Source organism: Loktanella sp. D2R18, assembly GCF_003318235.1.
Lineage (GTDB): Bacteria > Pseudomonadota > Alphaproteobacteria > Rhodobacterales > Rhodobacteraceae > Yoonia.
On the sequence record NZ_QOCG01000006.1, the window covers coordinates 78777 to 94842 of the forward strand.

The 16066-nt window shown below is 56.1% G+C and carries 16 protein-coding genes; 11 read left to right on the forward strand and 5 right to left on the reverse strand.

Annotated elements, in window-relative coordinates; all coding sequences use genetic code 11:
• Nucleotides 1–25: 25 nt before the first annotated feature.
• The 3 genes from DS901_RS03045 to DS901_RS03055 are packed head-to-tail and all read right to left on the reverse strand — an operon-like array spanning nucleotide 26 to nucleotide 2383.
• Entirely contained in the window at nucleotides 26–724 is a 699-nt protein-coding gene (locus DS901_RS03045) for a CDP-alcohol phosphatidyltransferase family protein (protein ID WP_113775784.1), read from the reverse strand.
• Between the two features lie 43 nt (nucleotides 725–767).
• Nucleotides 768–1682 carry a tyrosine recombinase XerC gene (locus tag DS901_RS03050; protein WP_113775462.1) on the reverse strand — a complete coding sequence of 305 codons (915 nt, stop codon included), beginning with the start codon at nucleotides 1680–1682 and terminating at the stop codon, nucleotides 768–770.
• Between the two features lie 5 nt (nucleotides 1683–1687).
• Entirely contained in the window at nucleotides 1688–2383 is a 696-nt protein-coding gene (locus tag DS901_RS03055; protein WP_258546637.1) for a DUF484 family protein, read from the reverse strand.
• 214 nt (nucleotides 2384–2597) lie between these two features.
• On the opposite strand from DS901_RS03055, the gene DS901_RS03060 reads away from it, so the two are divergent.
• The 10 genes from DS901_RS03060 (at nucleotide 2598) to DS901_RS03105 (ending at nucleotide 12581) form a co-directional block, all read left to right on the forward strand.
• Nucleotides 2598–3713, forward strand: a complete 1116-nt coding sequence (locus tag DS901_RS03060) for an MHYT domain-containing protein (RefSeq protein ID WP_113775785.1) — start codon at nucleotides 2598–2600, stop codon at nucleotides 3711–3713.
• A 113-nt stretch (nucleotides 3714–3826) separates the two neighbouring features.
• A complete protein-coding gene (locus tag DS901_RS03065) occupies nucleotides 3827–4681 on the forward strand; it encodes an FAD binding domain-containing protein (RefSeq protein ID WP_113775464.1) in 855 nt (284 codons plus the stop codon).
• Nucleotides 4682–4693: 12 nt separating this feature from the next.
• Nucleotides 4694–5188, forward strand: a complete 495-nt coding sequence (locus tag DS901_RS03070) for a (2Fe-2S)-binding protein (protein WP_113775465.1) — start codon at nucleotides 4694–4696, stop codon at nucleotides 5186–5188.
• A complete protein-coding gene (locus DS901_RS03075; protein WP_113775466.1) occupies nucleotides 5185–7611 on the forward strand; it encodes an aerobic carbon-monoxide dehydrogenase large subunit in 2427 nt (808 codons plus the stop codon). The genes DS901_RS03070 and DS901_RS03075 overlap by 4 nt, the downstream gene beginning before the upstream one ends.
• 48 nt (nucleotides 7612–7659) lie before the next feature.
• On the forward strand, nucleotides 7660–8535 hold the full coding sequence (locus tag DS901_RS03080) for an AAA family ATPase (RefSeq protein ID WP_113775467.1): 876 nt from the start codon (nucleotides 7660–7662) through the stop codon (nucleotides 8533–8535).
• The gene (locus DS901_RS03085; protein WP_113775468.1) at nucleotides 8532–9713 is read left to right on the forward strand and encodes a vWA domain-containing protein; all 1182 of its coding nucleotides are present in this window, start codon (nucleotides 8532–8534) and stop codon (nucleotides 9711–9713) included. The genes DS901_RS03080 and DS901_RS03085 overlap by 4 nt, the downstream gene beginning before the upstream one ends.
• Nucleotides 9710–10489 carry an XdhC family protein gene (locus DS901_RS03090; protein WP_113775469.1) on the forward strand — a complete coding sequence of 260 codons (780 nt, stop codon included), beginning with the start codon at nucleotides 9710–9712 and terminating at the stop codon, nucleotides 10487–10489. The genes DS901_RS03085 and DS901_RS03090 overlap by 4 nt, the downstream gene beginning before the upstream one ends.
• Complete coding sequence (locus tag DS901_RS03095; RefSeq protein WP_113775470.1) at nucleotides 10482–11090, forward strand: nucleotidyltransferase family protein; 609 nt, start codon at nucleotides 10482–10484, stop codon at nucleotides 11088–11090. Before DS901_RS03090 ends, DS901_RS03095 begins: the two co-directional genes overlap by 8 nt.
• Nucleotides 11091–11203: 113 nt before the next feature.
• Nucleotides 11204–11659, forward strand: coding sequence for a CoxG family protein (locus tag DS901_RS03100; protein WP_113775471.1), 456 nt, complete (start codon nucleotides 11204–11206; stop codon nucleotides 11657–11659).
• A complete protein-coding gene (locus DS901_RS03105; RefSeq protein ID WP_258546638.1) occupies nucleotides 11640–12581 on the forward strand; it encodes an XdhC family protein in 942 nt (313 codons plus the stop codon). Before DS901_RS03100 ends, DS901_RS03105 begins: the two co-directional genes overlap by 20 nt.
• Before the next feature lie 50 nt (nucleotides 12582–12631).
• Here the strand turns inward: DS901_RS03105 and DS901_RS03110 are convergent, their stop codons facing one another.
• Both DS901_RS03110 and fsa read right to left on the reverse strand, forming a co-directional pair.
• Nucleotides 12632–12967 (reverse strand): hypothetical protein, encoded by a 336-nt coding sequence (locus DS901_RS03110; protein WP_113775472.1) that lies wholly within the window; start codon nucleotides 12965–12967, stop codon nucleotides 12632–12634.
• 152 nt (nucleotides 12968–13119) lie between these two features.
• On the reverse strand, nucleotides 13120–13773 hold the full coding sequence (fsa, locus tag DS901_RS03115) for a fructose-6-phosphate aldolase (RefSeq protein ID WP_113775473.1): 654 nt from the start codon (nucleotides 13771–13773) through the stop codon (nucleotides 13120–13122).
• An 84-nt stretch (nucleotides 13774–13857) separates the two neighbouring features.
• On the opposite strand from fsa, the gene DS901_RS03120 reads away from it, so the two are divergent.
• A complete protein-coding gene (locus DS901_RS03120) occupies nucleotides 13858–16050 on the forward strand; it encodes a primosomal protein N' (RefSeq protein WP_113775787.1) in 2193 nt (730 codons plus the stop codon).
• The last annotated feature ends 16 nt before the right edge of the window (nucleotides 16051–16066 follow it).

Sequence of the window (16066 nt, forward strand, 5' to 3'; positions counted from 1 at the left end):
AAGATAACGGTTCCCTAAGGGAAATTTAGTTTGTAGGTTTTTCCGGCAATATTTGCTGCGCGACCCCTACCAAAAGCAAGTAGACTGATGTCACGATCAGCCCCCAATGTGCGGCGCTGTCAGGATGAAAATCCACCCAAGCTGCCCAGCCCGCAAATGCCGTCCAGGCCAGCGCCATCGGTAATGTCACGACACGCCAGCGTTCGGTGCGCACCGGATGGACGAACTTTAATGGCAAGAACATCGCAATTGCGAGGCTCGCCACAAGCAAGAGTGAAACCCAAAAATCCGGGGTGAGTGCAAAGATCACCAGCACTAGCATATTCCAGCAGCCCGGAAAGCCAGAGAAAGAATTGTCTTTCGTCTTCATGCGTGTATCCGAAAAATACATCGCAGAGGCAAAGGTGATGATGATAATTGAAAACCACCCCGTCCAGCCCGGCAATAGCCCTGATTTGAACAGCGCATAGGCGGGTACAAAGACATAGGTCAGGTAGTCGATAATCAGATCCAGCAGCACCCCATCAAAGATCGGCGCGTTCTTTTTCACATCATAGCGGCGGGCCAAGGGCCCATCGATCCCATCGACAAAAAACGCGACGACAAGCCAGAGGAACATCAGATTCCATTTTTCATCAACGGCCGCCAGCATTGCCAACATGGCAAATACCGCGCCGGTGGCTGTGAGAAAGTGGACAGAAAGGGCTTTGGTGCGAATATCCATCATGACGATATGGTCGAAATTCAACCGCAGGGCAATCGGTTAGTCATGCCTTAGGGTGGGCCTTGTCGTAGACCTCCATCAGGCGTGCGGAATCGACAGCCGTATAGGCTTGGGTGGTCGATAGGGACGCATGTCCCAGAAGTTCTTGGATCGTGCGCAAATCACCGCCCGCGGACAGCAAATGCGTCGCAAAGGAATGCCGCATCGCGTGGGGCGTGGCGGTTGCAGGCAGGCCAAGCTGCATGCGCGTTTGTGCCATAACTTTTTGGATCGCACGCGGGGCGAGCGGCCCGCCACGTACCGCACGAAACAGCGGCGCGTGTGGTTCAAGCGGGTAGGGGCATTGCGCAACATAGGCATCCACGGCTTCGCGGGTGACATCGATGACGGGAACGATCCGTTCTTTATCGCCTTTCCCTTTGATCCGCAGGACCGGGGGCAAGGGCACGTCCGCGCCGGTCAGGCTGAGCGCCTCGGAAATCCGCAAACCGCAGCCGTAAAGCAGGGTGATCACTGCGCTATCGCGGGCAGCGACCCAAGGCTCGCGGGCTTGCAGTTCAACGGTGTCGATCATCGCGGCCGCGGCGTCTTCGGCCAAGGGGCGGGGGAGCTTCTTTTGAAACTTTGGTGACCGTGTGGAAAGAACGGCGGTAGGTTCAAAATCTTCGCGTTCGGACAGCCAGCGGTAGAATGATTTCACCGCCGACAATGACCGCGCCAACGACCGCGCACCCACTCCGCGCCCGCGTTCATGGGCCATCCATGACCGCATGTCGCGCGTTGAAATCGCGGCGATTGGTTCCAGCCCCATACCGCCACCATGGTGGTGTGTCATAAAAGCCAAGAACCCCATCACGTCCGTCTGATAGGCTTTGAGCGTGTTATGCGCCGCGCCTGACAAAGCGCGCTGATGGTCCAGCCACTTTCCCAACATATCCGTAAGCGCCGCAGAGATCATTGCAGCTACCCCAGCCAGCGTTGCATGACCCGCTCAAAGACGCCCGTAAAGAAGGTCAGCAGATCAGTGCCTTGCTGGGCGCTGAACTGCTGCGGATCTTCGGAGCCCATAATCAGCATTCCGGGGCGGTTACCTTCACCCAGGTCCAGCTTTAAGCAGGCTTCGGAGTGAATATAGCCCGCGCGTTCGCCGTAAAGGCTGGCACCGGAATTATCGAATTTGCGCAGGGTGATTTGGCGGACCGGCATGTTGCGACCAAGGGTGATGTAATCATCAATGAACCCTTCGGGGACCACGGCAACGGCGGGGCCCATTTCGCTGTCGGTCTCTGGATCTGCGCTTTCGAGAACCAACCGGATCGCGTCGACACGCAGGGTATTGGCCACATCGCCTGTCAGATCTTCGAGGAAGGCGGTAAAAGTCTGGGCATCCATCATGCGCAAAATGGCGCGGTGTACTTGGTTGGTGCCAGCTAGGTTGTCATAGGCTGCGGCAATGACGTTGCGGTGCGTGTCTTCAAGCCGATCAAACCGCGCCTCAAGCCGTTCCATTGCGATGCCGCGCAGGTCAACAATATTGCCGCCCATATTGTCATCATTACCGCCCACAAGGGCGCGCATAATGTCATGATCCTCTAGCAAGAGGTTGGGGTTCGCGATGATCTTTTCGCGGGTTTGCTCATCCATCTCGGGTGTACTCATTAGGCTGCTAGTATGTTTTTCCAAACTGTAGCAGGTCATGGCGCGCGGTTCTGCAACTATTTTTGCGAGGTATTAAAGGGTGACTTTTGGGGCGCACATCGGGGATGTAGCCGTACACGCGGTTATGGCGTGGGTACGGTGCGATATTGAAAACGAGCAAGGCTTTTCAACTATAGCATTTGCCAAGTGCATGTTTTTTGGTCAAGTTGCGAACATGGAACTTCTTGACGTTGATCATAACGCGTTTTTGGTTGTTATGGCCTGTGTGGTTGCTTTGGCAGCGGGGTTTACCGGTCTATCGATGACCCGCGCGCTGTCGACGAAATCCGAGATCCATAAAAAGGCTTTAATCACACTTGCAGCTGTCGCGCTTGGCGGCGGTATTTGGGCGATGCATTTTGTTGCGATGCTGGGGCTGCAGCTTCCGACATTGTTTTATTATGATGCGGCAATCACGCTTGTTTCTGCATTGACGGCGATCTTGATCGTCGGTGCCGCGCTGATCATTTTGCATTTCGCGCCCCGCACCCCCGCGACGATCACGCTGGCCGGGGCAATTGTCGGCGTTGGTATTTTGGTGATGCATTATATCGGAATGGCCGGGCTAGAGTTATGCCGCGCGGTTTATTCCCCCATAGGCGTCGGGTTGTCCTCTATCGTTGCGATTGGGCTTTGTATCTTGGCCTTTTGGATTGCTTACGGCAAACGCACAAACCGCAACATTTTGCTGGGTACGTTATGCTTTGCGATTGCGGTCTGTTCTGTTCATTTTTTAGCGATGGCGGGCACCAACTTTGTCGCCGTTCCAAGCGGTGCTGAATTTGGCCCCTCGATGAGCAATGAGACGCTGGCACTTGGCGTTATTTTCTTTAGCTTTGTCATTTTCGGGGCGTGTCTATGGGGCAGCGTCACCTATTTGATCGTGCCTGCAGATTCTAGGCCGGCCACAGCTGAACACGACCTCGACCAACCGTCGCGCCTGCAAATCCCTTGCGAACGGGACGGCGGTAAAATCTTCATTTCGCCGGGTGAGGTGGCATTCGTGCGTGCAGATGGCCATTACACACAGGTCTACACAGACCAAGAGCATCTTTTTTGCGTTTGGCCGATCACAGAGGCGACGAAACGTCTTTTGCCAATGGGATTTTTGCAAACGCACCGTAGCTATCTGGTGAACCCGGACCGGGTCGCGCGGTTTGAGCGGACCAAAGATAAGGGGCGCTGTGTGTTCGCTGGCGCCGATGTGCCGCCCGCGCCGGTTAGCCGCTCTAAGCTAAAGGTGATCCAAGATGCCTTGGCATCGCAAGTGGGTGCAGTTCGTGCGACCTGACGCGCATTTCGTGCAAAATACCTGTTTTTCATTGATTTTATAAAGCCATCGCATACCAACGTATGCCCTACTTCTCCTTAGCCAGAACAAACGCTTTTTAGGGAGGAGAGCCAATGATTCCAGCGGCATTTGATTATTATCGACCCAAGGACATGGCCGGCGTGCTGTCGATTCTTGAAGAACACGGTGATGATGCGCGCGTCATGGCGGGGGGCCACAGCCTGATCCCGATGATGAAATTGCGCATGGCCGATGTGCCACATCTGATCGATCTGCAAGACGTGGGCGGCATGTCTGACATTGCGATTGGTGCGGATAAAATTGTGATTGGCGCGATGGTCACACAAGCGCAGATCATTGATCACGCAGAGCTGGGAACCAAAGCCCCGATCCTCAGCGAAGCGGCTTTGCAAATCGCTGATCCTCAGGTGCGCTACATGGGCACTGTCGGCGGCAATGTCGCCAATGGCGATCCGGGCAATGATATGCCGGGGCTCATGCAATGTTTGGATGCGACGTTTACCGTTGTCGGTCCGGACGGCGAACGCGACATCGCAGCGCGAGATTTTTACGAAGCTGCCTATATGACGGCCCGCGAAGATGACGAAGTTCTGACCCGCGTGACGATCCCGCTGCCCAGCGGTGGTTATGCCTATGAAAAGCAAAAACGTAAGATTGGTGATTACGCGACGGCGGCCGCTGCGGTGCAGATCACCAAGGACGGTGGAAACTGCACATCTGCATCCATCGCGATGACAAACCTGAGCGACGTCCCGGTCTATTCCGAAGGGGCCTCTGCCGCATTGGTTGGCACGACGGTGGATGATGCTGCGATCAAAGCCGCGATTGACGCCATGCTTGGCGACATCGACCCGGTCGAAGACAACCGTGGTCCGATCGCATTCAAAAACCATGTGGCGGGCGTCATTTTGCGGCGTGCCATCACACGCGCTTGGTCGCGGGCGTAAGGGAGATTTATTATGTCGAATAAGATGCACATCAAATTGAATGTGAACGGTAAGGCCGAGGAATTTCTCGCTGAGCCGCGCGAATTGTTGATCTATACCCTGCGCGAACGGCTGAACATCACTGGCCCGCACATCGGTTGCGAGACGTCCCATTGCGGCGCATGTACGGTCACGATTGACGGAAAATCTGTCAAATCCTGCACCATGTTCGCAGCCCAAGCCGACGGTAAAGAGATTACCACCATCGAAGGTATCGGTGGCCCCGATGATCTGCACCCGTTGCAAGAGGCGTTCAAAGAACACCACGGGCTACAATGCGGCTATTGCACGCCAGGTATGATCACCCGCGCGACCAAGCTTCTGGAAGAAAACCCCACCCCAACCGAAGAAGAAATCCGGTTCGGCATGGCCGGCAATATCTGCCGCTGCACGGGATACCAGAACATTGTGAAATCCATTCAGGCCGCTGCGTCTGAAATGAATGCAGCCAAGGAGGCCGCAGAATGAAGGACGAAATTACACGCGAGGAACGCGTTGATAACCTCAAAGGAATGGGGTGTTCACGCAAACGGGTCGAAGACGCGCGCTTTACCCAAGGCAAAGGCAACTATGTCGATGACGTGAAACTTGACGGGATGCTGTTCGGCGATTTTGTGCGCTCTCCCTACGCGCATGCCCGGATCACGAACATTGACACTGCAGCTGCATTAGAAGTGCCCGGCGTTTTGGCCGTGCTGACGGCGGCTGACCTGGAACCGCTTGGCCTGCATTGGATGCCGACATTGGCGGGCGACAAACAGATGGTGTTGGCTGACGGCAAAGTTCTGTTTCAGGGCCAAGAGGTCGCCTATGTTGTGGCCGAAGATCGCTATGCTGCCGCCGACGGGATCGAAGCCGTCGTGGTCGACTATGAAGAACTGCCGGTCATTGTAGACCCGTTTAAATCGCTGCAATCAGATGTGATCTTGCGCCCCGATACGGTTGATGAAAACGGCAAAGCCACCGATGGTGCCCACGGCCCCCGTAAGCATCCCAACCATATTTTCACATGGGAAGCTGGCGATAAAGCCCCGACCGAAGAGGTTATCGCGAACGCTGATGTCGTCGCAGAAGAAGAGATGTACTACCACCGTACCCACCCGTGCCCGCTTGAAACCTGCGGCTGTGTGGCGTCAATGGATAAGGTCAACGGTAAGCTAACGCTTTGGGGAACCTTCCAAGCACCGCATGCGATCCGTACAATTGTCTCGCTTATTTCGGGCATTGAAGAACACAATATCCGTGTGATTTCCCCTGATATAGGCGGCGGTTTCGGCAACAAGGTTGGCGCTTATCCGGGCTATGTCTGTTCGGTTGTAGCATCTATCGTGACGGGCAAACCGGTCAAATGGATCGAAGACCGGATGGACAATCTGATGACAACGGCCTTTGCCCGTGACTATTGGATGAAAGGCAAGATTTCCGCGACCCCCGAAGGTAAAATTACAGGGCTACATTGCCATGTGACGGCCGATCACGGCGGTTTTGACGCCTGCGCGGACCCGACCAAATTCCCGGCGGGCTTTATGAATATCTGCACAGGGTCTTACGACATCCCAACGGCCTATCTGGCGGTGGATGGTGTCTACACCAACAAAGCCCCCGGCGGCGTGTCGTACCGTTGTTCATTCCGAGTGACCGAGGCCGTCTATTTCATTGAACGGATGATCGAAGTTCTGGCGATTAAGTTGAACATGGACGCGGCCGAACTACGCCGGATCAACTTTATCAAAAAGGAACAATTCCCTTATACTGCGGCGCTGGGCTGGGAATACGATTCCGGTGACTATCACACCGCATGGGATAAGGCGCTAAAAGCCGTTGATTACGGTGGGCTACGCGCAGAGCAGGCGCAACGTGTCGCAGATTTCAAGGCGGGTAAAACCCGCAAACTGATGGGCATCGGCCTGTCATTCTTTACTGAGATTGTCGGCGCTGGCCCGGTCAAGAATTGCGATATTCTTGGGCTTGGCATGTTCGACAGCTGTGAAATCCGGATCCACCCGACCGGGTCCGCGATTGCACGGTTAGGCACGATTTCCCAAGGCCAAGGGCACGCGACCACATTTGCGCAAATCCTAGCCTCGGAAATCGGGCTGCCTGCCGACAGTATCACCATCGAAGAAGGCGATACTGACACCGCGCCTTATGGGCTTGGCACCTATGGGTCTCGCTCTACCCCGGTGGCCGGTGCCGCCACCGCCATGGCGGGGCGTAAAATCCGTGCCAAGGCGCAGATGATCGCGGCTTACCTGCTGGAAGTTCACGACAATGATGTGGAATTCGACGTGGATCGGTTTGTTGTCAAAGGCGCGCCTGAAAAGTTCAAGACAATGAAGGAAATCGCCTTTGCCGCCTATAATCAGGCCATTCCGGGGATTGAACCGGGACTTGAGGCGGTGAGCTATTATGACCCGCCCAATATGACCTATCCGTTCGGGGCTTATATCTGTGTCATGGATATTGATGTGGATACCGGCGTGCCAGATATCCGGCGTTTCTACGCGCTTGATGATTGTGGGACACGGATCAACCCGATGATTATCGAAGGTCAAATACATGGCGGCTTGACCGAAGCGCTGGCCGTCGCCTTGGGCCAAGAGATTGCCTATGACGATATGGGCAATTGCAAAACGGGCACATTGATGGACTTTTTCCTGCCAACCGCGTGGGAGGTCCCCAACTACGAGACAGACTACACAGTCACCCCCAGCCCGCATCACCCGATTGGGGCAAAGGGCGTCGGCGAAAGCCCGCATGTCGGCGGCGTGCCATGTTTCTCAAACGCGGTGCAGGATGCGTTCCGTGCCTTTGGCAACACGCATACCAATATGCCGCATGATCACTGGCGGATTTGGAAAACCGCTAATGAACTGGGCCTGCACGACTAAACCAAAGTTTGGGTGGGGCGCACGCCCCGCCCAACGCGGAGAATTTTGATGACTTGGACTGACCTACAAACCGCGCTGGGGCGCGAAGGATACGTCGCATCTGACGACCTGAGCGTTGCTTTGCAACTGGCCTTGTCACTGGGGCGGCCTTTGCTGTTGGAAGGCGCTGCTGGCGTCGGCAAAACTGAAATTGCACGCACCTTGTCAGCGGTAAAAGACACGCAGCTGATCCGTCTGCAATGCTATGAAGGTCTGGATGCGTCCCAAGCTATCTATGAATGGAATTACCAGCGCCAATTACTTAGCATCCGTGCTGCAGCAGAGGCGGGTGAAACCGGCAAAACGGTCGAAGATCGTATCTTTTCGCGCGAATTTTTGCTCGAACGCCCGTTGCTGGCCGCGATCAGCCAAGAGGTGCCACCGGTTTTGCTGATTGATGAAATCGACCGTGCTGATGAAGAATTCGAAGCCTATTTATTGGAAATCCTGTCAGAGTTTCAGGTCTCCATTCCTGAACTTGGCACGATCACGGCCACGACGCGGCCCATCGTGATCCTGACATCAAACGGTACCCGCGACCTGTCTGATGCGTTGCGGCGGCGTTGTCTTTATACCTACGTGGAATATCCTGACCGCGAAACCGAAGTAGCGATCCTGAAGGCACGCTGTCCGCAGATCGATGCGCAGCTCGGCGCGCAAGTGATCGGATTTGTGCAAAAGCTGCGTGAAGAAGAACTGGAAAAAACCCCTGGCGTGGCTGAAATGCTGGATTTCGCTGCGGCTTTGATGGGGCTGGGGATTGCGGATTTAACCAGCGACCCGGCTGCGTTGCAGGCGACGTTGACAACCTTGCTTAAGACGCAAAGCGATCAAGCGCAGATCACACCCGAAGTCGCCGGGCGTATCGCAGGTAAAGCCGCATGAGCCGGGTCACCAAATTCGCAGGGCGTGATCCGGGACCGCGTGCGCGGGTGGCCGGGTTTATCGGGCATTTGCGCGACAACGGCTTGCGGCTTGGTGTGGCCGAGACGGAAATGGCGCTGAGCGCACTTCGCCTCGTCAACGCCAGCGCCTCAGAAGAGGCCCGGCGCGCCCTGCGGGCTGTCTGTACGGGTTGCAAGGATGAGGCCGAACAATTTGATGCCTTGTTCGATAGTTTTTGGATGGATGCAGGGCGGGTCAAACAAAAGATCGTCCCAAGCAAATCCAACCCCATCAGCGACGATGTGCATTCATCCCGGGATGCCAAGGGCGAAGATGCTGGTGCCGCAGGCAGCGCTAATGCGCCTGACGATGGCGATGGTGACGCTGAAAGCGACGGGACCGGAAAGCTAATCGCGACCGAGTTGCGTAACCTATCGCGCAAAGACCTGCGTGATCTTGTGCGCCCCGAAGATATCGCCGAGGCCGAAGCTGTCGCGCGTCGGCTTGGCGCTGCGTTGCGCGACCGTCGGTCACGGCGCCGGATTGCCGCGCGCAAAGGCGACAGGCTGCATTTTCGTAAGACCATCCGCCGCAGTCTTGCAACGGGCGGAGAGCCGTTGCACTTGCTCCATAAGCGCCGCCCTGACCGGCCACGTAAAATCGCGGCGCTTTGCGATGTCTCGGGGTCGATGACTATCTATGCGCAGGTTTTCTTGGCATTTCTATCAGGGTTGATGCGCGCCGATACTACCGCAGATGCCTATCTGTTTCACACTCGGCTTGTGCGGATCACCGAAGCACTGCGCGACAAAGATGCGATGCGTGCGATAGGGCGGATGTCCTTGATGGCGGATGGGTTTGGCGGAGGATCAAAGATCGGCCCGTCGCTTGATTTATTTGCGCAGACCTATGCGAAACGTTTTGTGGATGGGCGCTCTGTGGTGATGATCTTATCGGATGGATATGATACGGAGCCGCCCGAGATTATCAGTGCGGCACTGAAGAGGCTAAAGAAGCGTGGCTGCAAAATCATCTGGCTCAACCCGTTGAAAGGCTGGAAAGATTACGCGCCCGTGGCGACCGGCATGGCAGCTGCCGTGCCACATCTAGATCTGTTTAACGCGGCCAACACCTTGGATGATTTGGCTGCCCTTGACCGTGAATTAGGTGCGTTATGACCCCTGCAGAAGTTCTCTCGTTTGATTTGGCCGAAGCGGCACAAGCCTTGCGCGCCAAAGATGAACCCTTTGCCTTTGCCACCATCGTACGCACGGCGGGGTCCACTGCGGCGAAACCGGGGGCCAAAGCCTTGCTCGGCGCGGATGGGGCGATCTTGCGCGGCTGGCTTGGTGGGGGCTGCACGCGCGGCGCGGTGAAACAAGCGACCTTGCGCGCCTTAGAAGAGGGGAGACCACAATTGGTATCCGTCACCCCGGAAGATATGTTGGAGCAGATGGGGGTCACACCGGGTGAAGAGGTCGACGGCACGCGGTTTGCCCGCAACGGATGCCCTTCCCGTGGGACCGTCGATATATTCATAGAACCTTGCCTGCCCACGCCGCAGCTTCTTGTGTTGGGGGCCTCCCCGGTGGCACAGGCGCTTGCTGAACTCGCGCCTCGGTTTCATTGGGCTGTCGAAAATGAGGCAACCGGCGACGCTGTACCACAGGCGCAATGCGTTGTCGTCGCGACCCAAGGGCAGGGCGATTTAGATGCGTTGAAGACCGTGCTGGCGCGGCCATTTACCTATGTTGCCTTTGTCGGAAGCGCCCGCAAATTTGCGTCACTTTCCGAAAAATTGATGGCTGCCGGTCTGGACGCTGATCTCGTCGCGCGTGTCAAAGCACCCGCAGGCCTGAATATAGATGCGGTCACCCCCGAAGAGATCGCGCTGTCTATCTTGGCGGAGCTTGTGCAGGTGCGCCGCGTAGCCGTGGTGCCCGATCATGAATGAGATTGGCACAATCCTATTGGCTGCAGGCCTGTCCGCTCGGATGGGTGCACGCAATAAATTGCTGTTACCCATCGCCGGGGTGCCTATGATCCGACATATGGTTGAAATTTACTCCGGTGCCACCGGGCGACCCGTACTGGTGGTCACCGGGCACGAGGCGGACCAAATCGAAGATGCCTTGCGCGACAGCCCTGCCATTATTTGTTTCAATCCAGATTTCGAACAAGGACAGGCGCGCTCTGTTGCGTGCGGATTGCAGCATGCGCCTGCCGCGCGAAGGTTGTTAATCGGCTTAGGCGACCAACCGCGATTGCAACCTAAGGACCTTGGGGAACTGATCGATGCACATGACACGGCGAGTGGGGACAAAATTTCTATCCCGCAATGGCAAGGGCAACGCGGCAACCCGATACTTATTCCTACGAGCCTGCGCGCGCGCTTGCTTGAAGACCCGCGCGCCCCGGGCTGCAAGAAATTCACCCGTGCATATCCTGAACAGGTTCAGTTTCACGCGCTGCCAAACCCCGGTTTTTACGCCGATGTCGATACGTCAGCCGCCTATGCGGCGTTGCACAGAACATTCAAGGAGGCCACAGTATGAAGAAACTTAAACGCACAATCGCACGTCTGCGTCGCAAACTCGCCCCGACGCCAGAGCAGATCGAGACGCTTGCGACCATCAAATTTCCCTGTTGCTAAGAAAAGGACCCATGCATGGAACTCTCGGACGAAATCGTCATCAACGCATCACAAGAACGGGTGTATGCGGCACTTAATGATCCTGAAATTCTTAAACAGTGCATTCCGGGCTGCGAAGAGCTGATCAAACATTCAGACACGGAATTGGAAGCAAAAGTTGTGCTGAAGGTCGGACCCGTCAAAGCTCGCTTTAGCGGTAATGTGCAATTGGATACCGGCGGGGCACCTGATGCGTTTTCATTGACGGGCCAAGGAAATGGTGGCACGGCCGGACACGCCAAAGGCGGTGCAGACGTCACGCTGATCGCGACTGATGCTGAGACAACGACCCTGCGCTACGAGGCCAAGGCCGATATCGGCGGCAAGTTGGCCCAATTGGGCAGCCGTTTGATCCAAAGCACGGCGAAAAAACTAGCGGCGAAGTTCTTTAAATCCTTCGCGGATGTTGTGAATGAAGACGTCTCTGTCTGAGGTGTTAACCTACGCCGAACACGCGGCTGACATCATCAACAAAGCCGCAGAGCTGATCAAGGACGGGCAAAGGTTCGCCTTGATCACTTCGCTAGCCATCAAAGGAGGGGCCGCTCGCGAGGTCGGTTCCTTAGCCTTGGTCGCTGAAAGCGGCGCGATGACCGGGTATTTGTCGAATGGTTGTATTGACCGCGATATTCAACTGCATGGGGTAGCCGCCTTGCAATCGGGGGATAAAACCCTGATCCGCTACGGCGATGGATCGCGTTTTGCCGATCTTAAGCTGCCATGTGGTGGTGCGCTGGACGTACTTATTGACCCGAACCCCAACATCGATGCGCTTTTGGCAGCAAAGCAAGGTTTTGACGCGCGCCGTGCTGTGACGCTTGTATTCACGGCAGATGTGCAAGGAGATCTTGTCACCCGTCGGTTCACTTACACCCCGCCTGTTCAGCTTTATCTTGCAGGGCGGGGTGCAATTTTTCGCACCCTCGCGCAAGCGGGGCACGCAACCGGGTTTCACATTGGCCTTGCTTCGCCCGATCGCTTCGACCTTGACGCGATTGGTCATCTTGCCAAGCACCCGCCAGTGCATCTGACGACGCATGATCAGGCCGGTATCTTGGATCAATTGGATGCGCATTCAGCGTTTTTAACGCTGTTTCACGATCACGATTGGGAACCGGGGCTTTTGCAGTCTGCGCTTGCCACCGATGCGCATTTTATTGGTAGTTTAGGCAGCCAAAGAACCCATGCGCTCAGATGCGAGACCCTGCGCCAAATGGGTGTGTCTGAAGGTGCCCTGTCACGGCTGCGCGGCCCGATCGGGCTGGTTCCATCACTGCGCGACGCATCCTTCATCGCGGTTTCCGCGCTTGCAGAAATCGTGGCAGCCTTCCCGTCAGCGATTGGCCAATACTAACACCATGGCGCATTTAAAACAGCGTGAGAGCGGCATTGCTAGGGGTGGATCTAGAGTGCACCGCCGTTAGCTTCGTGCATGCGGGCAAGACCCATTCCGACAAAGAGCAAGATAAATATGGCGCCTACGATCAACTGAAGAATGCGAAAATAGGCGTGCGGCAAGCGATCCATCTTAGTGCGGTATAGCTCATTGAATGGTACATTGCGGGGCTTAGTGATCGTAACGGCGATCCATGCTGGCACCGCTGCCAGCAATAGCACAATGAAATATTGGTCAAGGTAATCTGGCGCGCGGACAAAACCAAAATTGAACGCCAATGCAGAGTTTGGGACGAATAACAGCCCGCCGAAAGCGGAGACCCACGTCAGTTGTGACCTAAACAATTCGATAACCCTTCAAATTCGAATGTTTCCCAGTAAAAGGCTGACTAAAGTAGCAGTCGCACTATTTTGAGGTGGTGTTCACGGCCCAGCCTAATTGAATGGACGCGCCGCCGCCAAGCGCAAATCAGTGCGACTTGGCGGCAATGTTCTTCTTACAGGATTTTAATGCCTGCTTTTTCGATGTCGGCCATGAAGCCAGCCAAACCTTTGTCGGTCAGCACGTGGTTGGCCATGCCTTTGATCACGGCTGGCGGTGCGGTTGCGACGTCGGCGCCGATTTTGGCGCAATCTGACATGTGGTTGGCGTTGCGGATCGACGCGGCCAAAATCTGTGTGTCGAAACCGTAGTTGTCATAGATTGTGCGGATGTCTTCGATCAGTTCGAGACCGTCGATGTTGATGTCATCCAAACGGCCAATGAACGGGCTGATGAATGTGGCGCCAGCTTTGGCGGCCAAAAGTGCTTGGTTCGCTGAGAAACACAGGGTCACATTGACCATGGTGCCTTCGTCGGAAAGTGTTTTACACGCCTTAAGGCCCGCCCATGTCAGTGGCACTTTCACGGCGATGTTATCCGCGATTTTCGCGAGCTTGCGGCCTTCGGCGATCATGCCTTCGGCGTCGAGTGCGACGACCTCAGCAGATACCGGGCCATCAACCAAATCACAGATTTCTTTGGTGACTTCGAGGATATCGCGGCCCGATTTGGCGATCAACGAGGGGTTCGTTGTGACCCCATCGACCATGCCTAGGTCATTCAATTCTTTGATCTGGTCGATCTCGGCTGTATCTACAAAAAACTTCATGGGTTCACTCCGCCTATGGGTTGGTGTTTGTTGTGACAGCGTTTACCTGATGACAGGCAAGCCGTGAACCCGCAAAAGGTTGTTATGACAGATAGCTATTTCCACGAAGGCGATTTGGTTGGGGTTTTGACGGCGCAACCGCTTGACCGCTTGTTGGATTACAAAGCCCCCGAAGGCGGTTGTCATCTCGGCGCGTTTGTTGAGGTCCCGTTAGGCCCGCGCAAGGTATTGGGCGTGATTTGGGGACCCGGGCAGGGCGATTATGACCACAGCAAAATTCGGCCGGTGATCCGGGTTTTGGATGTGGCCCCGATGCGCGACGAAATGCGCGTGTTTTTAACCCGCGCCGCTGATTATACGCTGACCCCGTTGCATGCGATGCTGCGCCTTGCCACCCGTGCGCCGGGCCTTGGTGACGCGCCGTCGATGCGCAAGGTTTATCGTCTGTCGGATGGTGTCCCTGATCGCATGACCGATGCCCGTGAAAAGGTGCTGACGGTGCTGCGCGACTATGGCGGGCTGTCGTTCACGCTAAAAGAACTGGCCGAGATGGCCGGGGTTGGCACGTCCGTGGTCAAAGGATTGGTCAAACATGGGGCGATCCGCGAGGAGGAAGCCCCGCGCGGCACGCCATATCCAAAGCTGGATCCTGACTATGATGGCAAGGCGCTCAGCGCGGATCAGGCCGCCGGCGCAGAAATGTTACGCGCGGCCCTGCGGACAGATAAATACGGCACCACGTTGCTGAAGGGCGTGACCGGGTCGGGGAAAACCGAAGTCTATCTTGAGGCCGTCGCCGAATGCTTGCGTATGGGGCGACAGGCGCTGGTGCTCTTGCCCGAAATCGCGCTGTCGGGTGAATTTATCAACCGGGTCGAGGCGCGGTTCGGGATGAAACCTGCCGAATGGCATTCTGGCGTGACCATGACCGAACGTCGTCGCTGTTGGCGCATGGTTGGCCAAGGCGATGCGCAGATGGTTGTCGGTGCGCGTTCAGCGCTGTTCTTACCGTTTCAAAACCTAGGCCTGGTCGTGGTCGATGAAGAACATGACACCTCTTATAAGCAAGAAGACGGTGTGCTGTATAATGCACGTGATATGACCGTGCTGCGGGCCGCGATTAATGGCGCGCAGGTGGTCTTGGCATCTGCGACCCCAAGCTTAGAAAGCTGGGCGAATGTTGAGGCGGGTAAATACAAACGGCTTGAACTGAAGTCGCGCTTTGGAGCGGCCGTTTTGCCAAAAATGACGGCAATCGACATGCGTGCCGAGGACCTGCCCGGCGGGAAATGGGTGTCTCCGTCATTACGCACGGCCATTGCGGCGCGTTTGGAAAAAGGCGAGCAATCGCTCGTGTTTTTGAATCGGCGTGGATATGCGCCGATCACGATTTGTCGCGCTTGTGGGCACCAAATTGCCTGTGACCACTGCGATGCACGGATGGTTGAACACCGGTTTTTGAAACGTCTGATGTGTCACCAATGTGGCGAAACCAAACCAATGCCGACCGTCTGCCCTCATTGTGAGGCAGAAGACCGACTGAGCGCTGTTGGCCCAGGTGTTGAGCGGATGGGGGAAGAGGTAGCGGCGCTGTTCCCTGAGGCCCGGATCGCGGTGTTGTCGTCGGATCTTTATGGCTCTGCGCGCGCGATGAAGGCCCATATCGAAGAGATCGCCGAAGGCGGCACAGATATTATTATTGGCACACAACTGGTCGCCAAAGGGCATAACTTTCCCAAGCTTACCTTAGTCGGGGTGATCGATGCCGATTTGGGGCTGCAAGGTTCCGATCTACGCGCGGCGGAACGCACGTTCCAACTGATGCGGCAGGTTGCTGGCCGGGCCGGGCGCGCAGAAACACCGGGCGAAGCGATGTTGCAAACCTACCAGCCCGAACATGCTGTGATCCGCGCAATTTTAGCTGGCGACGAAGAGGCATTTTGGGCCGCCGAAGCCGCCGAGCGAAAAGCGGCGGGGGTGCCACCTTATGGGCGCATGGCTGGGATCATCTTGAGCAGTCCAAATGTACAAGAAGTCTTTGATCTTGGGACCGAAATGGCCCGACGTGACGAACCGTTGCGCCGCATTGGTGCGCAGGTCTTTGGTCCAGCACCTGCGCCCATCGCACGTGTGCGTGGACGGCACCGGGTGCGGCTTCTGGTCAAGGCCGATAAGGCCGCACCGCTGCAACAAGCGCTTGCGCAATGGGCGGGGCAATTTCGGTTGTCTGCAAACCTGCGCCTCACGATCGATATTGACCCACAGAGTTTTTACTAGTGCGGTTCACCTAATC